Below are 20,126 nucleotides of genomic sequence, written 5' to 3' on the forward strand. Positions count from 1 at the left end.
AAAATATCAAGCTCTGGTTCAATAAAAAATACGGTAAACATAAAATATTTTTTCCTGTTGTTTTAATGCCAGCAGGATTTAAAGACTCTGCTCTACTGCTTCACGTTTTAAGTTAATCCCTGTCAATTTTAAAACATTCGCCAAAAGATCATCATTGATCATAATATTAATAGACATAATAATCTCCTGTGACTGTTTTATAATTATACACATCAAATCTGAAAATCAGCTCATCAACGGGATGCAACTTGGCCATAGGAGTTAAATTATTTTTGAGGTTTTATGGCTAAGTAACTATGCCACCTAAACTATTTGAGTTACCCACAGAAGCTGTGGATAACTCTGTGAATAACTTGTTTTTAACCAGCCTTACTAGCGGTTTTTATTACATATTTGTCAGATTGAACAACTTTAAGCCAGTAATTATTTTTACTTTATTTTCAATTAGTTAGCAAATAATTGTTGACAGAAAAACGACCTGTATTGATTTTCTTGTGTTATTATTTTTTACAGGTCTTGATATGTGTATAAGACCGACCATGAAAAGGCCGTAGAGCGTTTTTTTCTGATGCCCATACTTCATGTTAGACAGCACTACATGATGATAAGGCTTACTGAAGGCACCTAGATTCATTTCCATTTCTTAAAGCAAGGGCAGTGATACAAAAATGTAGATTTAAAATCTCTATATCAATTTCATCTTTATTCGACTATTATTTAGTGTCGAATGATTTTACGGATAGCATCCTTTCAAAGGATGCTATCCGTCGCAACTTAAGTTGGTAGTCTTTATTCAGGCTTGATAAATTTAATGGTCATCCGGTCACTTTCACCGATGGCAAGGTATTTATCACGATCCTTATCTTTTAGCGCTAAAGAAGGCGGCAACGTCCAAACGCCTTCGGGATAATTTTTGGTATCCTTACTATTGGCATTAATTTCAGATTTCCCCAAAAATTCAAAACCGGCATTTCTAGCCAATGCGATAACATAATCTTCACTAAGATAACCGGACTCTGCTTTGGTATCTTGTGGCTTTAACAGGTTATTTCTATGCTCCACAACACCCAAAATGCCTCCCGGTTTTAATGCTTTGTACATGGCTTTAAATACCGCCGAGGCTTGATCATTTTTCATCCAGTTATGGACATTACGAAACGTCAAAACTCTATCTGCGGAGCCATCCGGCGCAACTTGCAATGATTCCGGTGGCTCTAGTGCAGTTAGCTCAACTTTATCGTAAACCTTAGGCTGTTTGTGCATTTTATCAACAAATTTTTCCAGGCCTTTTTTGTGATAGGCCAGTTCTGCATCGGCTGAAAAATGCGCCGCATAAAGTTTACCCTTATCTTTTAAATAAGGTGCCAGAATTTCGGTATACCAACCTTCACCCGGCCAGATTTCAACCACGGTCATATTTTCTTTAACATCAAAAAATTTCAACGTTTGCAAAGGGTGCCGATAGCTATCACGAGCTTTATGTTCCGTAGATCTCTGTTTTCCCGAGATTGCACTCTTTAAAGAATTTGAATCCCCGACGGCCTGTACAGATGAACAATTTATTGCCAGCAACAATACCCATAAAATTTTTTTCATTCAACTATCTCAATTAAAAAATGACTACAAACAAAAAATTAAAAACACTATACCTTGAACCTTGAACCTTGAACCTTGAACCTTATTATTTTTTTTCACAATTCCAGATTTGCAATAAACTTAATGTTGCCAACATTAAAAACGCCAGCAAAGTCCAGACGGGCATACTAAAACCCAGTAACGTCCAGTCTATCTTGGCACAATCGCCGGTACCACTTAACATTAATTTGAGAGTATCGAATAAGGGGAAATATTGAAACATATAATCTAATCCAGGGCCGCACTCCGGCACTTCATCGGGCGGTAAATGTTGTAACCAAACATGTCGGGTTGATATGGATGCGCCTAATAGTGAGGTGATGGTACCCAAAACAGCATAACGTGTTACCCCTGTCTGTCCGGGATTATGTAGCCCCGCAATTAAAAAAACCAGTCCAGTCAATAAAATAGCCAGACGCTGGGAAATACATAAGGGACAAGGCTCCAAACCATCAACCAATTGAAAATAAGCCCCCATACCCAACAAACCCATGCAACCTGTGAAGCCCAATAAAAACCAGATTCTCGAATTAAATTTTAGCACTCTACACATGATCAACTTCTTTTATTAAAATACCTACAACCCAAGATGGGACCAATGTAACTTTATGATAACTTGTATCTCACCACTAACAGGCGGCACTGCAATCTCACAAAAATATCAATTTTCAGACATTTTCTTTCCTAAACGGCCTCAACTTCTTCTTTAAAAGCTCTGATTTCTCTTGATGGCCCCAGCACAATCAAAACATCACCTGTATTGAGGGTATACTCTTTTTCACCAATGGCAAAATGTAGTGCTTCACCTGAGTCGCTATCGACTACGCCGACGAGAATTAAATTATATTTTTCATTTAACCTTAATTCACTGGTTCTGGTATTTTCCAGACAAGATCCTTTACCAATTTCTATTTGCGCAATATGTAAATCATGTCGCCCAAACACCGTGGCATCGAGGATATTGGTAATATCCGGTTTGGCCAACATGTCATGTGTTTTTCTGCCACAAATTTCATAAGGATCGATAATCTTGTTAGCCCCGGCCGCCAACAGTTTTTCTGCGGACTCGGGGTCATCAACAATAGCAACAATAGTCAGCGATTTATCTATAGCTCGCGCTGAGATTGTTAAAAACACATTATCAGAATCTCTCGGATAAAAACAAAAAATGATATCAACATCAGCGCCTATACCAATTGATTTTAGTTCGTCATCATTACGAAAATCAATGATTTTAACTTCAAAACCTTTTTCTGCGACCAAATCTGCTTCGAACTCATCTTTCCCGATAAAAACAAGGCTGTATTCATCCTCATTTAACCGGCTCATTACCTCTAAAGACATAATACTATAGCCAAATATGGCAATTCTCTTCATCGTCTGTGCCCGTTTTTTACCTGGCTTTTTTCAATTTGATCCCGAAAATAATCAATACCAATCTCTCTGCCTAAAACCACCAATAAATCACCGCCCCGCAAGACAAAGTAAGGTTCAGGGTTAAAATAAAAATGCTCATTTTTTAATTTATAGCTATTTTTATGCTTACGATGTGCCGGATTAGCACTGATTACACCGATCAGCATTAATTTTCTGCTCTCAAAGTCAACCTCAGAAATTTTCATGCCATCAATTACAGAACCTGAATAGACGCACAACGCTTCCATGATGAACTGTTTTTCTTCGCGAATAATACCTAAAATAGCCTCAAAAGCAACCGGTTGACCAATGTACTCGGCTACAACCATTGCCGCTATTTCAAAAGGCTGAATAACATTATCAGCCCCCGCCTGATAAAGTTTTTTAACATTTTCCTGATTATTTGCCCTGGAAATAATGCGAATATCCGGATTTAGATGCCGACTGGTCAGGGTAATATAGACATTAATCACATCATCACCGGTCGTGCATAAAACAGCGCTCGCTTTATTTTTAATACCGGCATTGATTAAAACTTCATTTTTGCTGGCATCTGCATGAATAACCAAGTAGCCAAGCCGCCTTGCCTTAGAGGCATTAACTTCTTTGCTATCAATGATAACGAAATGTTGTTGGTGTTTTTCAAGCTGCATGGCGATATGCCGTCCGACCCTGCCGAATCCGCAAATAATAACAAAACTCGGATAGCCTTTTAGTTCAGCATAGGTTCTGTTTTCCCGTAAGTCCTGCATTTTGTCACTAAATGCCGAAACGATAATGGAGATAAAAAAAGATAAAACACCCAATCCGGTCAAAATCAATGCCATGGCAACTAACCGGCCGCCTGTAGTTTGCGGTGCAATATCTCCATAGCCGACCGATGAAACGGTCACTATCGACCAATAAGCCGCATCAAATAAATTACTGACCTGTCCGGCATTAGTTGGATGTTCAAAAAAATAAATCCCGGAACTACCGATAAATATCAGAAAACCCAACAAAATCGCCAAATTATAAAGCTCAAAGCGCTTGCTGTTTAAGACTTCGGCAAATAATTTCAGGCTGGTAAAATACCGTAATAACTTAAATAATCGAAAAATAAGTAATACGCGCAGCATGCTTACTGGTCGGTAACTCGGCAAAATAGCTAGTAAATCGATCACCGCCAACGGCGTAAAAACATACTGTATTTTCTTGGCCAAAATTAGCCGGGCAACCTCACTCAGTCGAAAAGGACTATTTAAATACTTGGCCTTTTCGTAATGCTCCAAAACAATTTCATGGGAATCGTTATAAAGCCAGACTCGCAGTAAGTATTCAATGATAAACAAAAAGATGATGACCTGTTCAAATAGTTTTTCAAACCGGGTCAACTGGGTATCTACTTCGTAAATTAGTAAAATAACACTAAATAGAACCAGGCAAATCATCACAATATCAAAATTTGATTTAATTCTACTATCCGGATTGTCCAGTAGATTATAAAAAAAACGCTTGGTATTTTTATAATGCGAAGATGTTTTTAAAGAGTAGGCAAAACAAACAATCAATCGAGTTAACATAGTATGAGCATTTCTTAAGGCAATAAGCTTACCTGTCAGTCAATAATAACGAATGTAGCGTTTTCAATAACTCTTCATTAGTAAATGGTTTGGCTAAAAAACTACAAATAATACCATCATCAATGGCATGACGAACTACGGGATCATCTTGATAATGATAACCCGAAACCAACACTACCCGAGGTCTGTTTTGTATCATGGTACTTGCGCGTCTGGCGACTTCCAAACCATCCATATCAGGTAGTTTGGCATCCAAAAATACCACCGAAAAATCGCCATTGGCTAACTTAAAACAGGCATCTTCACCGCTATAAGCGGTGACAACATTCAAGCCTTGTGATTCAATGATTTGGGAGATAACCCAGCACATGTCAGGCTCATCATCAACGATGAGAATAGGTGTGATCATAATTTCAAAGCAGCGGCAGGGTAACAATAATGGTAGCGCCTTGGCCATAGCGGCTTTCCGCCTGAATAGAGCCAAGATGTTGGCGAATAATACTATAACAAATAGACAAACCCAAACCGGTTCCTTGCCCTACCGGTGATGAAGTATGAAACGGGTCAAAGATTTTATCCAAATCACCGGCAGGAATACCGACACCCGTATCCAAAATACGCACAATAACACGATCTTCGACCATATTAACTGTAATACTTAATACACCACCGTTTGGCATCGCATTAATGGCATTAAGAAAAATATTCATGAATACTTGCTGTAATAAACCCGATACACCCGACACCAATATAACTGTTCTTTGTAAGGTTAACTGAATTTGAATTTTCTGCACTTTGGCTTGATTAGCGACAAGCTCGATGGTTTCGTTCAGTACGGTAACCAGATCGACTTCGCCCATTTCAGTATCCAGAGACGAACGCGCAAAACGGAGCAGATTCTCAATAATCGCGGAGGCTTTTTGTATATTGGCCTGTATTTTTCGTGCGCATTCTTTGTGAAATTCAACGGTGATATTATTTTCAAGTAAAAATTGTGCCGATGACGAACACACCGCCAACGGATTACGAATTTCATGGGCAATCCCACCGGCCATTACACCTAGTGCCGTTAATTTCTGTGATTGTCGCAGTTGTAATTCCAACTTACGTCGTTCCGCCAAATCACGACCCACGACTACTGTGCCTACAGCTTTGCCATAATCATCCAGCATCGGTGAAAATACCCAGGAAATCAAAATACTACCGCCTTTACTAGGCGTTAATAAATGAAACTCTGTGGTATGCGGTTCATTACTGGTTTTCATCCGCTGAAAAATCAACCGTACCACCTGTTTTTGATTAGCGTCGCAGAGATCATAAAAAAAGCGACCATGAACTTCCTGTACACTTAAACCCGATAGTTTTTCCGCCGCTGAATTCCACGTCAATATTCGCCCTTCCGTATCAGTCGAAAGCACAATATCACTTGCGCTTTCGACTACTGATGCCAGATGCCGCTCAACTCGACGTACTTCTTCAGAGAGCCGAACCTGCTCAGTCACATCTTCCATAATCAGCATCACCTGATCATTGGGAATGGGTAGAATAGAGTAATAATAAATTCGTAGCGGCACTCCCGGAGCACGATAAGTCATTTTCTGTCCCTTGATTGCCAAGCCACTACGAAACACGTTGCGTATGCTTTCTTCAATTCCGGTACTTTGCAAAATAACCATGGGAAATACTTCCGCTAAAGGGCGACCAACGGTATTCTCTTTGCTGCGTTGACTTTTTAATAAAAAATTATCATTTACTGACAGCACCTGTAGCTTTCTATCCACCATCAACACGGAAGACGGAATAGCGTTCAAGAGCATATCGTAGCGAACTTCAAAGTTCTTTTTAAGGGAATTATCTGACATAACGGTATCTTGTTAGTTAGCCAGTTAACTGGCGAAATTATAGGGTGGCCAAGGTCCACTAATAAAACCCAGGTCGGTTATGCTTTCAGCCAAGGTATTGAAGCGCTCACAAAACTCTGGTAACTTTATGCGTGGCACTAGATAGCTCAACAGATAAGTATACTGTCCATTAAAAACACTAAGATCCGCGCAGTGCTGCCTATAAAGACCTGCCAAGGCCTTATTGATTAATATGGCTTGCTGCTCTGCCTGTTCAGGTATGGCGTAAGCACGTTTTCGTGCCAGTAAATAGTTATGGCCACTAACAGGCAAGGGCTTGGTAATAACTTCATCCTCGGCAGTCAAGTCTAACGTTATCCGTATACCCATTTCTTCGCAATTATCCAGCTCAGCCAAACGTACTTGGTAACGCACCTTATATTCGTGTAAATGCTGTATAACTGTGTCTTCGTCTGCCAACACACTGCCGTAGCGCATGGGAATTACTGTAGTTTGTTGATGAATACGCATTACCTGATCACCAAAAGCCAACACTAAAGCCGGCTCTCGACTAATTTCTGCTTCGCAGACAGTAAAGATTGCTGCCAAACCTGCCGCCTTAATTAGTCGCATGGTTGGGTCAACAACCAACAGTTCATCGTCGTCAGCAATAATGCCATACAGTAACAAGCTCATCATTCAGTAAGCTGCGAAAAACTATAAGCCGCCCACGGACCTGTCACCCGAAAATTAAAACCGTAAGCTTCATAATGTCTGCTAATGGCATTGACCTGCTGTTGAAATACCGCGACTTTTTCCACCGGCAATAAATAGGCCCAATGCAACACTTTATCGTCTGATAGACGCCGCGAATGAAAATCGCGCATGAAGGGGCTCAATTTATCTTGCAAAGAAGTCAGGCATTTTGCCAACCAGGTATTTAACTCTCCGGTCAGCGTGCGGCGTAATTTCTGCTCTTCCAAATGGCGGCGACCGGCACTGTCGGACAAACAAAAGCGTCCCGATTGCAAGCCTTCAGCCAACAAAGTATCAACTGCCTGCTTACGATCCAGCGTTGCCTCCAGTGACCATTCCTGACAACCCGCTATGTGCTGCAACACTGCCAATACCTGGGTAGAACGACGCTTCATTTCCTGTTCTAATGCACTCAAATTGGAAAACAAGGTACCGAATGATAACGGATATACGGCACCTTGCTCCATCAGTTTATCGATGACCAGCCCATGTCGGCAGGCACGTGGCGTTAACCACGCGATATTCTGTACATTTTTTTCTCCAACATCACCAGTATAGTCGCCTAACACCACGGAACTGAACACTGCATTCAAGCCAGCGTATTGGTGGGCGCTGATTAAATGCTCATCATCAACGCCTAAAATAGATGGAACTACTAAATCGGGCGAGGTAAAACCGTACAAATAAATAGCCAGTTCAGGTTGTGCATCAGCGGTCACCGAATAGCCTCATCGCCAAACATCTCTGCAATCACAGTATAAAAATCATATTGCTCTATACGTACATCGAGTTTTATTGGTACTTCATCATTGTAATTTTGTTGTACCGTGCGACGTAATGCAGCAAGGGCTGCACGGTTACATAGCGCTGCTAATTCAGCACCACTGGCATCAATGCAACGAGCAGCCAAGTCTTCAACATGAATATTTTCCCCCAACGGTTTATTACGCAAGTGCACTGCCAGAATTTGTTGCCGCGCCTCTTCATTGGGTAAACCCAGCTCAATGATCTCATCAAAACGCCCTGGACGTAACATCGCAGGATCTATCAAATCCGCACGATTGGTCGCCCCCATGACAAAAACCCCTTTAAGCTCTTCCAAGCCGTCCATTTCCGATAAAAATTGACTCAATACACGCTCGGCTACATGAGAGTCAGTCGAGCCTTCGCCACGCGCGGGCACGACTGAGTCCACTTCATCCAGAAAAATAATACACGGTGAAGCTTGACGGGCTTTGTGAAACAGTTCTCGCACACCTTGTTCAGAATCACCAACATAACGCGACATCAAGGCAGGACCTTTAACCGAGATGACGTTAACGCCACTTTCGTTGGCAATGGCTTTAGCAATCAGGGTTTTACCAACACCTGGAGGGCCTGCCAACAACAAGCCTTTAGGTGGTTTAACGCCAGCTTGTTGATAAAGCTCAGGGTATTTAATCGGCCATTGCACAGATTCTATCAAACGACGACGTAAATCATCCAGGCCACCGACATCTTCCCAACGCACATCAGGAATATCAACAAATAGCTCACGAATGGCTGATGGTGAGACTTCACACAAAGCGGCACGAAAATCGTCCATCGTTACCGTCAACGCTGCCAGTCGCTCATAAGGTATTTCTGCCGCACTAAAATCAATTTCAGGCAGTAAGCGGCGCAACGCACTCATCGCAGCTTCGCGGCATAAGGCTTCCAAGTCAGCACCGACAAAACCGTGGGTGACATCGGCAACGACGTTCAGATCAACATCGTCATTAAGCGGCATGCCTCTACTATGAATTTCGATAATTTCACGGCGACCTTCGCGGTCTGGAATAGGAATAGTAATTTCTCGATCAAAACGCCCTGGACGGCGCAAAGCCGGATCAATAGCATTAGGCAGATTGGTCGCCGCAATAACAATAACTTTGCCCCGGCTCTTCAAGCCATCCATTAATGCCAGTAATTGAGCGACGATACGTTTTTCTACATCACCGACGACCTTATCACGATGCGGAGCAATGGAATCAATTTCATCCAGAAAAATAATACTGGGGCCTTTACTCCCTGCTTCCTCAAAAATTTTGCGTAAATGCGCTTCACTTTCACCGTAAAACTTGTGCACGATCTCCGGACCGCTGATAGTAAAGAATTGGGCGTCTGTTTCTTGTGCAATAATGCGGGCTATCAGCGTTTTACCACAACCTGGAGGGCCGCTAAGTAGCACTCCTTTGGGTGCATCTATACCTAGACGTTCAAATACCTCAGGATAACGCAAAGGCAGTTCAATCATTTCCCGAATACGTCGTACTTGACCTTTAAGACCTCCAACATCTTCATAAGACAAGCGTTGTTTACCAGGCCCCGCTCCCTTAGCTTGACCCGAACTTCCAATCACCAACGTTGTGGTTGGATTAATCAGGACAGCTCCTTCGGGTACAGTGCTGTCGACTTTAAATTCTGCAGAACGACTACCAAATAAATGTGCGCGTAACAAATCGCCTTTTTGTACCGGCAGGCCATCAAGTAAACTGCCAATATAATCCATGTCTCGGGGACTCGGTGTAATCGTCGTTGGAATTAAGGTAATTCGCGTCGCGTGTTTACAGGGAATCGATTTAATGTCAGCTTTGTCATCCAAACTCAGACCTGCATTGCTTCTGGTCAATCCATCCAACTGCACAACGCTTTTACCGCGCAGGTCAGTATACGTTGGCATTAATTTAGCAATGCCTTTACCTTTATTACTGCTTAATTGAACGATATCACCGACTGACAGATTTAGTTTAGCCATATCAGCAGGATCTAAACGTGCGTAACCCCGTCCTATATCTTTTGGCAAAGCCTCAACGACTTTAAGTTTAAGTTCTTCAGACATGACCGCCTCACATTAGTAATTTAATTTCCAAAATTCCGTTATGGCAAGAACTTTTCATAGCCTTGCCGTCAAACAAACGCGGCAACACAATTTCTTTATGATATTTCTTGCTGTCTTTTTCTGCATTTAACACCAAAATATCTCCATTTAATTCTAAATGGACATCTTCATCAGCGACCCCCGGCATTTCTGCCAATATTAAAAGATGGTCACTTTCTTCAATAATATCAATCAGCGGCTCAGAAACCTCCTGGACAGTTGTTTCACCTGTTTCTTCATCACGATGGACATTGCCGAAAGGTTCTACGCGTACTTCCTGGTTACCATCCAGGCCCATTTTTACGGAAAAACCGTAGACTGCCTTGGTATTTTTACCGCCCCCCGTGTCAATATCGAATGACCCACTGCGCTTCAATTGTTCGCCTTTTTCTGCCAAATTACCTAATTTTTGTACCAAATCGCCCAAGCCACGTAAAATGCCTTCGACATTACTTGTTACGTTATCTTTTTTGCTGCTCATAATCATTTCACCTCAAGGTTATTAATTTTTTTGAGTTTGGCGCGCAATGTTTTATAGTCAATATTTAAACGCCGCGCAGCTTCCGCTTTGTTGTTCCCAGTTTTTTTTAGGGTATCTTGAATAATAATCCGTTCTATTTCATCAATGTTTAACTGAGTAATTTCTCTGAGAGTTGCCCCTTCCGGGTAAAAATTTTGCATCAAATCGGGATAATTTTTTTTTGTTGGTGACGGTAATACACTCTCTCTTATCACCAAGCCCAAATCATCAATACCAACCGCTATATCAGAAACCAAGGCAGCACGACGAATAACCGTACGTAACTCTCGCACGTTACCCGGCCAAGGATAACGTAGTAACGCCTCTTTAGCGGTAACCGAAAAATCAAGCGGTGCTTTACCTAATTCGATACAAGTTTCTGTCAAAAAACGATGCGCCAAAAATAGAATATCCTCATGACGGTTGCGTAACGGTTGAAGACGAATGACGTATTCATTCAGACGATAATACAAATCCTCACGAAATGTGCCGTTAACGACTGCCTCCAGCAAATCTTCATTACTTGCAGCGAGTAAACGTACATTAACGGGGATGGATTTAATTGCTCCAATACGATAAATAACACGCTCTTGTATTACGCGCAGTAATTTGGCTTGTGCCGATAAAGACATGTTGGCGATTTCATCTAAAAACAAAGTACCGCCATTGGCAGCTTCAAATTTACCTACGCACACATGATCGGCACCGGTATATGAGCCTTTTTCATGGCCAAATAATTCGTTTTCGATTAACGACTCAGACATGGCACCACAATCAATTGGAATAAAATCAGCGGCGGCACGACGACTGGCCAAATGAATGTTTTTTGCGATCAATTCCTTGCCTGTTCCTGTTTCACCTTGAATAATAACGGAAAAATCTGTTTGCGCCACACGTACGATATCTTTTATAATTCTTTGAGTTTCCGAACTATTTCCCATTATGGCAAGAATACGATCAGAAGTATCTTTACTAACTTTGTCATTCGCATCGCATTTTTTCTCGCGCGTTAGCACAGCACGATTCACTAATTCCAATACGCGATTATTATCAAATGGTTTGGGAAGATAATCCCACGCACCTGCCTTGATGGCACAAACTGCACCCAGAATACCTGCAGTACCCGTAATAATGATTACGCGAAGTTGCGGGTACAAGACGCGAGCCTTAGCCAAAACAGCCATACCATTAGGCTCAGGAATAACGCTATCGAGTAGCAATACATCAGGTTCACGTTGTGATAATAATTTTATCGCCGTAGCACCGTCATAACCTTGTTGGGTATGATAGCCAGCCCGCTCCAGCAGATGCGCCAGAACATCACAAATATCTTTGTCATCATCAATTATTAAAACATAACCTGAATCAATAGCTTTCATTGACTACATTCCTTTGTTAATTTTTTTCATTGAAAGTGTTTATAGCGTTCTTAAGGGCAACAGCAATATAATCCCCGATAGATATAAGGCATGCATGAACTATAATTTGAGTAGTTATATAAAGATTATTTTTTAAATACTTATTCACAATAACATCACAGCCCTGTTCAAATAAGTTACAAATACCGGGGTAGAAGTTAAGAGCTTATTATTTTGACATAGATTATAAGTTAATTACATATAAAAACGGACTCTAACTGTTAGGCAAAAGATACTGATTTACCTATGATGTCAAATGCTGCTTACGAAACAAATATGCTGATTTATTTCCAAGTGATTAGATATTCCCTACTGAACCAAGTGGTTTCCCTAATGGTTGAATAAGAACAATATCTTTGGGCAATTTCGTTTCAATATTGTGCATCAACCCCAGAAAAAGTATAGCCATTTCATTATCTTGTAACGTTTTATCAATACGTTGAGCAATATACTCATCTCTCTTGTTCAATAATATTTGCGCTACTTCCAAAGAGGATTCGGTTGACTTCCGGGGCTGTAGCAATTTCGTCGCCAAAGCATGTTCTTGTACCAGCAGCTCAGGCGATTCTGTTCCCATAAGCACGGCACCTTTTTGCATTAAAATTTGCAGTAATTTATAATTTTTACTACCAGACTCAGCGACATCAACAACTATTTGCTTTTCTTTTCCGCACACAGGCAGACCATCCTGATAAAGTTTCAAACTTGTATAATCCAGGCCAAAATCTTCAATGGTAGTTTCGACCATTGCCCAAAAATGTTCAACGGCAGCAAGATAATTGTCCGTTTGTTTATCCGTTCGCAAGTCACTGACTGCTTTATCTAGCGTCCCTAAATCCTCAGGGCTATGTATAATGGGAAAATAAATCAACGCGCGCATGAGAAAAATAATCCTTACTTACGTGTTTCTTCGATGATGGGCAATACGGCTTCCAAACGAGCTTCCAGGCGCTGCAAGCGATCCTCTAGCTCTATAGTCGGTAATGGCGCGGTTATTCTGGCTCTGGAATCAAACGCCGGGTTGCCCGTCCACCAATCTAAACCCATTTCCAGAGCTTTGTCTACCGAGCAAATAAGCAGGCGGATTTCCAGTGTCAGCAATTCGACCTCAACCAAGCGAATGCGAATGTCACCGCTGATAACGATACCTTTATCAAGTAGTCGCTCCAACAAATCGGCCACGGTAGTTGAATTCGTTGAGTGGGTTAATTTCTTATTGTCGTTCACGGTGTAAATCCTTAAAATTAGTTGTCCTAAAAAACAACGCAAATGCTGTCCCTTACGCCACAATGCCGAGCTTTAGTCCTGATTAAACAGAACGCTACAGTAAACTAAAGCTTATACAGCCGCTGTTAGCGCTTGCTCAAGTCGCTCAAGCACATCCATGGATAATCGTAACAAGCCGTCCTGCTCGTAACGTTGGGCAATGGTTAACAGCGTAGTTTGAGCGGTTTGACTTTCCTCACTGCCAGGATATTCCTCAATAATTTTTAAATAAACATCCAAAGCTTGCCGAAGTTCATCTTGTTCAAACCAAGCATTACCCATACGCAAAAGAAAGCCGCGAGTTGCCAAACTTGTATCAATAGTCGTATTAGCCATAAAACACCTCCCCTACCGGAAATGTACTAACGGTGCACCTATGGGCAATCCATAATAGTGGTATATTTTTGTTCATTATATGCACCTTTATAATAATCGGCCCAAAGGGCCTAAATTAAAATTCAAATCTTCGTCTTTGAGTCCAAAAAGCTCACGCAATTTATCCAATTCCTCAGCTTGATGCATTAGCGTCGTCCCCAACTGTTCAATTTCTTCATCACTAAGTGATCCGGAATCCATACGTCTGATAGCCTGACGCTCCAGTAATTCGTGCAACAGTTTGATCAGCGTCAGGACAAGTTGTGCCAAACCATTACGAACGCGATCACCATCGATTTCTAATTTGTGCTGAGTGCCCTGAGCAACTAATCGTTGTGTTATTGGTGGTGATAATTCCTTCATGGAAGCATGTGGTAACTGTTTATTCGTTGTCATTATTTTACTCCCTACCCCGTAAACGTTTACCGGTTTCTACAGAAGCTACCAAAGCCTGCAGGCTTAAATAAATCAAATCAATATTAGCTACAGAAATGGTTACATCAGCAACGACAACCGCACCTTTGTTCAATAAGCGATCCAGCGCCTCGCACAGGGAAACTTGCTGCTGTTCATCCTCATACTGCGTATTTATTGACATAATATTTACTCTTGCCGTCTATAAAAACAATACCGAACCCAAAGCCATTAGCTCAGTCACACCAGTAGGGGCGTTTTGTCGAAAAATAAATGCTTGTGGTTGGTTAGGAAAAATGTCGTGCACCTGTTTAAGCTGCTCTGATTCGCGAATGGTAATTGCCTTGCATAACGGACAATCGCTGTCAGGAGTAATCTGATTGATAAATAACGCTTTAACCGCTATATCCAGACGCTGCAAGGCGCATGTCATATCGTAGGTTTTTACTATTGCCAAATGAGTGGGGATAGTCACTGCATATAATTCTGTTTGTTCACTATTTTGCAAAAGAGCACGTAGATTTTTCAATTCCCGTGAGAGCTTTACCAAGCGTTCAGATAGATGAGGTACGCGCATAACTTTACGATATTTAAGTAATAATGAAAAGAATATTTTTAGCCAATCTCGAATCAATTCAGGCAGCTCCAGTAAACGCAGTAGATGTCCGCTAGGCGCGCCATCTACAACTATCATGTCATAGCGACTACTGTCGAGATGATCCATAATCGAGGTTAATGCCATAATTTCATCCAGTCCGGGGGGAGCCAGATCGAGCAAGTGTTCCATCACTTCACGATCAAAAGTAATGTCTATATTAGGTAAAATATCCTGTAAAAAATTTTCTAGTTCTGCCCGATAGTCGCGCCGAATTTTATCAAAATCTGCTTGTGCATTTATTTCTTGTGCATCGATTTTAAGCGAGACTGCTGTAGGATAGGCTTGTACACGCAAACCCAGACAATCGCTCAGCGAATGCGCAGGATCTGTCGAAAATAATAAAATACTTAATTGTGGATATTCCTTGTGCAAGCGCAATGCCGTTGCACAGGCCAACGTTGTTTTTCCCACGCCGCCTTTTCCTGCGAAAATCAATAATCTCAGAGTATTAGCAGGTAGCGGGATAGATGTTTCCACATATAAGGGTAATTTATGGCTACCGTTAGTAACGTTAACCTTACTTTGATCAAGTAAATGTAACTTGGACCATAATGCGTTAAGTAACTTGCCGCATGGTTCCTCGGCAAGTAAAGGCAGTGTCCAAAAAACCTGTCCAGGTAATCGTCTGAGTACGCTTTTAAGTGCCTGCATTTGCCTGCTACGTTCAGTACAACAGATGGGACAGTCATTTTCGGGAAACAATTGATTAACGATCAAATCGGGCATGAATACCCGCTTTTGATTTAAAGCCGTGACGAGATCAATGCTTTCTTCCACAATCATGGCTTCCGCTAACATCACTACAATAAAACAGCAGCGCTCGGTATCGGTCATTACAGATTGCATAGTTTTTAAAGAATCATTCATATCCAACAGAAAAGAATCCAAATGATCCAGGCGTTTATCACCGCCAAAATGGCTGCGCATATAGCGGTGTTTAGCCAGTAACGTATCCAGTGCAATTAACCAACGATGAATTAAATCAGGCATTTCCAGAAGCCGTAATGTATGACCTGTAGGAGCCGTATCTATAATAATACGATAGTAGGTATCTTCTTTAATCCATTTGGCAATTTCAAGATAAGCCGCCAATTCGTCCATACCAGGTATTGCAGAATCCATTAAACTTTGAATGTCTTCCTTATCAAGGAAGGTGCCACGATCAGCTATTTCTTTCAGGAGCTTATCATGCTGTAATTTAAAATCATGCAAAGCAATGGCGGCATTTAACTCCCGTACCTCCAAATTCTTGGGCACCACTAAATTAGAGAATAAATTTTTCAGGGAATGCGCTGGATCTGTAGAAACTAATAAAAATAGATGCTGTGGCTGTTCTTGCGCCAACGTTAAAGCGGTTGCACTTGCACAGGTGCTTTTTCCTACACCACCCTTACCGCCAAAGAAAACTAACTTCAGTGATCCTTTCTGTAAAAATTTTGGATAAACCATCGGTTTCATTTTGCCTCATCCTCATCCTCATCCTCATCCTCATCCTCATCCTCATCCTCATCCTCATCCTCTTCTATGTCATCTTCATCTCGACTATTATCACCGATAACATCATCCTCTTCATCTAACGCATCCAGCCTGTCTAGTAACACAGCTTCCTGCTGCTCAAATTCTTCTTCGGTAATATCACCTGTTTCTAGTTGCATGTAAAGCTCAGTCAGATTTTCACGAATACAATCTGCCTCCCCGGATAATTCTTCTTCCGCCAATTCATGAATTTTTTTAAAAATCCAATTAATGCCCTTGATGGGAGAAAATAGTATGTCATCGACCAGCAACATTGTTAATCTCAATCAGAATGACCAGTACTGCCAGCTAACACTTTCTTTTTTGTTGGTACATGTAAATCCAGAGTAATGAAATTATGTGGTGCCCATGGCCCTGTATAATCAAACAAATAGATGTTATCAAATAGCTTGGAGGCTTCAAAAACGCCTTTGGCAAAATCATCCAAACGCTGCCGCTCTACTAAACATGCCAGATTCATTACATCTTTTTCTCGTTTAACCGGTGTTTCAACAATGTCTTCGCAATAATCCAACAACACGTCTTTTACTTTTTCGGTAAATTCTTTTCTATCTGCATTACGTAATGACTGATATAAATTACCTAACCGTATCTTTTCATCGCGGTAATCAGCGTTATTGGAGTTTCTATCCCAGATTTCATCCCGTGCATCCCTTAGAACTGGATGTGAGGCAACATAATATTCATAAATATTAACGACATCCCAAGAAACACGTAAACCCATTTCTACACACCCATTCAGGCGTTCAAAATGTTCTCTAATAGTTTCTTGATTAGCGGCCAGTAAATTCTGTACAGCTTCAGCACTGCGAGCAATGACACCAAAACGCATGGGTAGTACGGTCTTATCTTCTGTCAGCGAGTGCAATACAGCCTGATGCGCACTGATATTACGTCGATCCGGACGTAAGCGGGTGCTAAGCGTATCACTAACCACCGCTCTTAAACCATTTTGATCAATCGCATAAACCGGTGCAGATTCCAGTCCCCGTATGTCGTATCTAGGCTTTGCATCATCGGAAGCACACAGAGCATAAAGTACTTTAGCTCGACCGCTTCTGGATTTATCAATGGTCACAATGCTCTCCTCAGTAAAATACATTTGTCACGGGCTTGTTGAAGGCGATTTAAACGCTGATATTCTTGTGAACAAATTCGTCCGAAATCAGCAAGAATTTGTGACTTACCCGTCATGTTGATACAACTACGAAAACCTTTTAGCATGCGCGGTGTACGGATATGAGCGATGGTAGAAATTTTGTTCATGATGACAACCTCAATACTTGATACGCAAACCGGAAGGCTTTTTACTCTCAGTTGATTCTTCCGATTTACCTTTGTTGTAAATCGTTGCACAGGCTGTTGCTGCATCTGCCAGCAGCTCCTCTTTTTCTTTATCAATATCCGTGATACGACTATCAATGCTGGCAATACGCGATGCAGCAACATTACGCTCGAGTGTTCTCCGCCAACGCTCCAACTCAAGTGCGCCAACCTGAAAATAGTCACGGTATATTTGATGATCACGACTCGCTCGTCCTGAATGTGTCTTTATATCTGAGACTGATCGCGGAGGACGTGTAATTATTGTCATAACTTACTCCACTACTTTTATTTTTGTCGAAACTTTAATAGCCTCTGAACCCACTGGAGGACAAATTTTACGAATAACATCATCAACCATTTTATGAAATATCGACTGTCCGGCATGTTGTATTTTGGCAGTTTCCATACTCAAAACATCTTGGCAAATAGCATGAAATAACTTGTCGCCATAACGCGCTTTCATACCTTGTATTTGTAGAATACGAGCGATAGCAATGCCTGCACGTAATCCATGCTTGGTTTCGTGATCATTACCACGCAGCTCTCTAACTATATCCACAATATACGCGGACTCTTTCAAATCTAATTCGGAACGCGCATGAAGTATCTGTAATTCGGTATCCCTATCTGCAAGACCAACATTAATAGTAATCATGCGATTCATCAGGGCATCCTGAGTTTTATGCGTACCCGCATATTCTTCCGGATTAGAGGTAAAAATAGCACGAAAATCAGGATGTACATCCATATAACCCTCTCCAGCACCACGTAAACCGGGTAAGTTTAAAATACCTTCTGACAAAACTGATAACAAAACATTGTTAGTGTCTGCCCTGGAACGATTAAACTCATCATAAATTAACGTATCGCCATTTCGACAGGCGGTAGTCAGGCGATTATCCACCCACATGCGGTTCATTTGTTCTTCAGTTTTAAGCACTGAATGAATGTAATTATCAACTAAACTGCTTTTGCGATAGCCAATATCTTTTCCTGTTAAATCGGAACTGACGAATTCCTCATTACCTTGCAATAAGGTAACAGGCCGTCCCCATTGTGCTGCGAGATGAAAGGCTAACGTTGTTTTTCCAGTTCCGGATGGCCCGGCAAAATGGACGGGATAGCCCGCGTTCAAATAAACCAATGAGCGCTCTATAATCTCTTTCACATACGAAGTTACTACAAAATGATCACTCGCTTCTGGCACGATAAGATCGTCTTCTACTTCATAATGTGAACTTGAAACGGTTTTATTCTTAATCATGAATGCTCCTGTGCCAAACGGCCTCTGTCCATCCCAATAACAAGGGATAAAAAAATCATCAGAATTATCTTGGTAAAGTAATAATGCAATTGCTCAATACACATGCCTATAAAACCATAAATGGTTAATTAAAACACTAACATCTTAAAAGCGCCGCAATATTACTGACTAGACCTTTAGCGACATGAATGACACTAAAGGTCTATAAAATAAACACTAATCGGCAATTGTCCTCAATTTGCATCAAGTCACTATTTGCCTTTCTTCATGCCTAAAAAATTTTTAGGTGGTTTATTAGGTTTTTTGATTTTACTGCCTTCTTTATGCTCAAAAATAGCAGCTTCTACTTTTTGATCGGTGACCTTCGTATGTGGTGAGGATACATTTGTGTGCGTCTCATCAATAATACGAATAGCTATACTAGGAATGCCACTTTTTTTTTACTAGCTCCAAAAAAAACAGTGTGAGCACCTGCTCTATCTTGTGAAGCTTCGCCAATAAAAGCCCCAACACTTTTCTTGTTAGTCGCAACAAAATGGGCTCTTTCTTTAGCGCTATGTTTAGCCATGCTTTTATGGGCAGCATGGAAATCGTTTAATAAGCCTAGTGTTTTCTTTGATACATCATTCACGAAGGCAGCACGCTCTTCACGGCCTTGCCGACCCATCATTTGATGGTGATGATGAAAAGAATTTAGCAAGCGACTAACATCATTTGCGTTATCAGCGACAAATGTCGCGCGAGCATTGGCATCTTGCAATCCATTTCTTACACGAGTTAAAGCAAAGTCAGCTATCTGAGCACTGACACTTGAAATCCGTGCATTTTGTTGAGCCAAGCGATTTTCACGTGTATTATCAATGTTTCTTCGCAATTGCCCCATATCATCTGTTAAGCGTCCCATAGGTTTTCTCCTTAGGTTATCACTTTAAACAAAACCTCAATTAACTATCTTGAGGCGGTGGAAAGTGCCCACTGTTGAATAGACAACACTTGGGCACTCTTGCTCTTTACCTTAATCAGGCTGGTGTAGCTGCGCTGGCGGTAAGGCCAATTGCTTCTGCGTATTTCAAATAAGTTTCAACAGAAGCAATAACAACGCGAGCTTCTATGGATAACAATTCGATACCGACCAGTGAAACTTTAACCCAAGCATCAATAACAATACCTTTGTCAAGAATACGGTCTACGACTTCAGCCAAGCTGGAAGAGTCGGTTGATTTTTGTACTTTGGCCATGA

At 41.3% G+C, this 20,126-nt stretch carries 25 protein-coding genes; all 25 read right to left on the bottom strand.

The genetic code is table 11. The annotated features are described in order from the left end of the window. Window positions 1–78: 78 nt before the first annotated feature. Window positions 79–177: a type II toxin-antitoxin system VapB family antitoxin gene (locus tag KKZ03_RS04655; protein WP_243220383.1), complete on the bottom strand. Its 99-nt coding sequence runs from the start codon at window positions 175–177 to the stop codon at window positions 79–81. Window positions 178–789: 612 nt separating this feature from the next. Then, a complete protein-coding gene (locus KKZ03_RS04660) occupies window positions 790–1,596 on the bottom strand; it encodes a class I SAM-dependent methyltransferase (protein ID WP_243220384.1) in 807 nt (268 codons plus the stop codon). A gap of 85 nt (window positions 1,597–1,681) precedes the next feature. Beyond that, window positions 1,682–2,188 carry a disulfide bond formation protein B gene (locus KKZ03_RS04665; protein WP_371744848.1) on the bottom strand — a complete coding sequence of 169 codons (507 nt, stop codon included), beginning with the start codon at window positions 2,186–2,188 and terminating at the stop codon, window positions 1,682–1,684. A 131-nt stretch (window positions 2,189–2,319) separates the two neighbouring features. After that, on the bottom strand, window positions 2,320–3,012 hold the full coding sequence (locus KKZ03_RS04670; protein ID WP_243220385.1) for a TrkA family potassium uptake protein: 693 nt from the start codon (window positions 3,010–3,012) through the stop codon (window positions 2,320–2,322). Next, window positions 3,009–4,613: an NAD-binding protein gene (locus KKZ03_RS04675; RefSeq protein WP_243220386.1), complete on the bottom strand. Its 1,605-nt coding sequence runs from the start codon at window positions 4,611–4,613 to the stop codon at window positions 3,009–3,011. The genes KKZ03_RS04670 and KKZ03_RS04675 overlap by 4 nt, the downstream gene beginning before the upstream one ends. A gap of 28 nt (window positions 4,614–4,641) precedes the next feature. Further along, window positions 4,642–5,070, bottom strand: a complete 429-nt coding sequence (locus KKZ03_RS04680; protein WP_243220387.1) for a response regulator — start codon at window positions 5,068–5,070, stop codon at window positions 4,642–4,644. Then, complete coding sequence (locus KKZ03_RS04685) at window positions 5,027–6,475, bottom strand: PAS domain-containing sensor histidine kinase (protein WP_243220388.1); 1,449 nt, start codon at window positions 6,473–6,475, stop codon at window positions 5,027–5,029. Before KKZ03_RS04685 ends, KKZ03_RS04680 begins: the two co-directional genes overlap by 44 nt. A 24-nt stretch (window positions 6,476–6,499) precedes the next feature. Continuing rightward, a complete protein-coding gene (locus tag KKZ03_RS04690) occupies window positions 6,500–7,153 on the bottom strand; it encodes a GvpL/GvpF family gas vesicle protein (protein ID WP_243220389.1) in 654 nt (217 codons plus the stop codon). Then, window positions 7,150–7,929, bottom strand: a complete 780-nt coding sequence (locus KKZ03_RS04695) for a GvpL/GvpF family gas vesicle protein (RefSeq protein ID WP_243220390.1) — start codon at window positions 7,927–7,929, stop codon at window positions 7,150–7,152. The genes KKZ03_RS04690 and KKZ03_RS04695 overlap by 4 nt, the downstream gene beginning before the upstream one ends. After that, complete coding sequence (locus KKZ03_RS04700; protein ID WP_243220391.1) at window positions 7,926–10,070, bottom strand: CDC48 family AAA ATPase; 2,145 nt, start codon at window positions 10,068–10,070, stop codon at window positions 7,926–7,928. Before KKZ03_RS04700 ends, KKZ03_RS04695 begins: the two co-directional genes overlap by 4 nt. A gap of 7 nt (window positions 10,071–10,077) precedes the next feature. Next, window positions 10,078–10,590: an Hsp20/alpha crystallin family protein gene (locus KKZ03_RS04705; RefSeq protein ID WP_243220392.1), complete on the bottom strand. Its 513-nt coding sequence runs from the start codon at window positions 10,588–10,590 to the stop codon at window positions 10,078–10,080. Between the two features lie 2 nt (window positions 10,591–10,592). Then, window positions 10,593–12,008: a sigma-54 dependent transcriptional regulator gene (locus KKZ03_RS04710; RefSeq protein WP_243220393.1), complete on the bottom strand. Its 1,416-nt coding sequence runs from the start codon at window positions 12,006–12,008 to the stop codon at window positions 10,593–10,595. A gap of 337 nt (window positions 12,009–12,345) precedes the next feature. Next, window positions 12,346–12,927 carry a hypothetical protein gene (locus KKZ03_RS04715; RefSeq protein ID WP_243220394.1) on the bottom strand — a complete coding sequence of 194 codons (582 nt, stop codon included), beginning with the start codon at window positions 12,925–12,927 and terminating at the stop codon, window positions 12,346–12,348. A gap of 14 nt (window positions 12,928–12,941) precedes the next feature. After that, window positions 12,942–13,274 carry a gas vesicle protein gene (locus KKZ03_RS04720; protein WP_243220395.1) on the bottom strand — a complete coding sequence of 111 codons (333 nt, stop codon included), beginning with the start codon at window positions 13,272–13,274 and terminating at the stop codon, window positions 12,942–12,944. 111 nt (window positions 13,275–13,385) lie between these two features. Next, window positions 13,386–13,649: a tol-pal system YbgF family protein gene (locus KKZ03_RS04725; RefSeq protein WP_243220396.1), complete on the bottom strand. Its 264-nt coding sequence runs from the start codon at window positions 13,647–13,649 to the stop codon at window positions 13,386–13,388. A gap of 87 nt (window positions 13,650–13,736) precedes the next feature. Further along, complete coding sequence (locus tag KKZ03_RS04730; RefSeq protein ID WP_243220397.1) at window positions 13,737–14,084, bottom strand: gas vesicle protein K; 348 nt, start codon at window positions 14,082–14,084, stop codon at window positions 13,737–13,739. 4 nt (window positions 14,085–14,088) lie between these two features. Then, window positions 14,089–14,286, bottom strand: coding sequence for a gas vesicle protein (locus KKZ03_RS04735; RefSeq protein ID WP_243220398.1), 198 nt, complete (start codon window positions 14,284–14,286; stop codon window positions 14,089–14,091). Between the two features lie 18 nt (window positions 14,287–14,304). Continuing rightward, window positions 14,305–16,218 carry an ArsA family ATPase gene (locus KKZ03_RS04740; protein WP_243220399.1) on the bottom strand — a complete coding sequence of 638 codons (1,914 nt, stop codon included), beginning with the start codon at window positions 16,216–16,218 and terminating at the stop codon, window positions 14,305–14,307. Then, window positions 16,215–16,550, bottom strand: a complete 336-nt coding sequence (locus KKZ03_RS04745; RefSeq protein WP_243220400.1) for a gas vesicle protein GvpG — start codon at window positions 16,548–16,550, stop codon at window positions 16,215–16,217. The genes KKZ03_RS04740 and KKZ03_RS04745 overlap by 4 nt, the downstream gene beginning before the upstream one ends. A gap of 8 nt (window positions 16,551–16,558) precedes the next feature. Next, window positions 16,559–17,374, bottom strand: a complete 816-nt coding sequence (locus KKZ03_RS04750) for a GvpL/GvpF family gas vesicle protein (protein ID WP_243220401.1) — start codon at window positions 17,372–17,374, stop codon at window positions 16,559–16,561. Next, window positions 17,371–17,562, bottom strand: a complete 192-nt coding sequence (locus KKZ03_RS04755) for a hypothetical protein (RefSeq protein WP_243220402.1) — start codon at window positions 17,560–17,562, stop codon at window positions 17,371–17,373. Before KKZ03_RS04755 ends, KKZ03_RS04750 begins: the two co-directional genes overlap by 4 nt. 10 nt (window positions 17,563–17,572) lie before the next feature. Further along, window positions 17,573–17,890, bottom strand: coding sequence for a hypothetical protein (locus tag KKZ03_RS04760; RefSeq protein ID WP_243220403.1), 318 nt, complete (start codon window positions 17,888–17,890; stop codon window positions 17,573–17,575). Window positions 17,891–17,893: 3 nt separating this feature from the next. Further along, the gene (gvpN, locus tag KKZ03_RS04765; RefSeq protein WP_243220404.1) at window positions 17,894–18,886 is read right to left on the bottom strand and encodes a gas vesicle protein GvpN; all 993 of its coding nucleotides are present in this window, start codon (window positions 18,884–18,886) and stop codon (window positions 17,894–17,896) included. 415 nt (window positions 18,887–19,301) lie between these two features. Continuing rightward, a complete protein-coding gene (locus KKZ03_RS04770) occupies window positions 19,302–19,790 on the bottom strand; it encodes a hypothetical protein (RefSeq protein ID WP_243220405.1) in 489 nt (162 codons plus the stop codon). Between the two features lie 115 nt (window positions 19,791–19,905). Further along, window positions 19,906–20,124, bottom strand: a complete 219-nt coding sequence (gvpA, locus tag KKZ03_RS04775) for a gas vesicle structural protein GvpA (RefSeq protein WP_021013972.1) — start codon at window positions 20,122–20,124, stop codon at window positions 19,906–19,908. Window positions 20,125–20,126: the final 2 nt, after the last annotated feature.

Source organism: Methylobacter sp. S3L5C, from assembly GCF_022788635.1.
Taxonomy (GTDB): Bacteria; Pseudomonadota; Gammaproteobacteria; order Methylococcales; family Methylomonadaceae; genus Methylobacter_C.

Coding starts and splice junctions, on each gene's coding strand:
- KKZ03_RS04655 (WP_243220383.1), bottom strand. CDS start 177: ATGTCTATTAATATTATGATCAATGATGATCTTTTGGCGAATGTTTTA.
- KKZ03_RS04660 (WP_243220384.1), bottom strand. CDS start 1,596: ATGAAAAAAATTTTATGGGTATTGTTGCTGGCAATAAATTGTTCATCT.
- KKZ03_RS04665 (WP_371744848.1), bottom strand. CDS start 2,188: ATGTGTAGAGTGCTAAAATTTAATTCGAGAATCTGGTTTTTATTGGGC.
- KKZ03_RS04670 (WP_243220385.1), bottom strand. CDS start 3,012: ATGAAGAGAATTGCCATATTTGGCTATAGTATTATGTCTTTAGAGGTA.
- KKZ03_RS04675 (WP_243220386.1), bottom strand. CDS start 4,613: ATGTTAACTCGATTGATTGTTTGTTTTGCCTACTCTTTAAAAACATCT.
- KKZ03_RS04680 (WP_243220387.1), bottom strand. CDS start 5,070: ATGGCCAAGGCGCTACCATTATTGTTACCCTGCCGCTGCTTTGAAATT.
- KKZ03_RS04685 (WP_243220388.1), bottom strand. CDS start 6,475: ATGTCAGATAATTCCCTTAAAAAGAACTTTGAAGTTCGCTACGATATG.
- KKZ03_RS04690 (WP_243220389.1), bottom strand. CDS start 7,153: ATGATGAGCTTGTTACTGTATGGCATTATTGCTGACGACGATGAACTG.
- KKZ03_RS04700 (WP_243220391.1), bottom strand. CDS start 10,070: ATGTCTGAAGAACTTAAACTTAAAGTCGTTGAGGCTTTGCCAAAAGAT.
- KKZ03_RS04705 (WP_243220392.1), bottom strand. CDS start 10,590: ATGAGCAGCAAAAAAGATAACGTAACAAGTAATGTCGAAGGCATTTTA.
- KKZ03_RS04710 (WP_243220393.1), bottom strand. CDS start 12,008: ATGAAAGCTATTGATTCAGGTTATGTTTTAATAATTGATGATGACAAA.
- KKZ03_RS04715 (WP_243220394.1), bottom strand. CDS start 12,927: ATGCGCGCGTTGATTTATTTTCCCATTATACATAGCCCTGAGGATTTA.
- KKZ03_RS04725 (WP_243220396.1), bottom strand. CDS start 13,649: ATGGCTAATACGACTATTGATACAAGTTTGGCAACTCGCGGCTTTCTT.
- KKZ03_RS04730 (WP_243220397.1), bottom strand. CDS start 14,084: ATGACAACGAATAAACAGTTACCACATGCTTCCATGAAGGAATTATCA.
- KKZ03_RS04735 (WP_243220398.1), bottom strand. CDS start 14,286: ATGTCAATAAATACGCAGTATGAGGATGAACAGCAGCAAGTTTCCCTG.
- KKZ03_RS04740 (WP_243220399.1), bottom strand. CDS start 16,218: ATGAAACCGATGGTTTATCCAAAATTTTTACAGAAAGGATCACTGAAG.
- KKZ03_RS04745 (WP_243220400.1), bottom strand. CDS start 16,550: ATGTTGCTGGTCGATGACATACTATTTTCTCCCATCAAGGGCATTAAT.
- KKZ03_RS04755 (WP_243220402.1), bottom strand. CDS start 17,562: ATGAACAAAATTTCTACCATCGCTCATATCCGTACACCGCGCATGCTA.
- KKZ03_RS04760 (WP_243220403.1), bottom strand. CDS start 17,890: ATGACAATAATTACACGTCCTCCGCGATCAGTCTCAGATATAAAGACA.
- gvpN (WP_243220404.1), bottom strand. CDS start 18,886: ATGATTAAGAATAAAACCGTTTCAAGTTCACATTATGAAGTAGAAGAC.
- KKZ03_RS04770 (WP_243220405.1), bottom strand. CDS start 19,790: ATGGGACGCTTAACAGATGATATGGGGCAATTGCGAAGAAACATTGAT.
- gvpA (WP_021013972.1), bottom strand. CDS start 20,124: ATGGCCAAAGTACAAAAATCAACCGACTCTTCCAGCTTGGCTGAAGTC.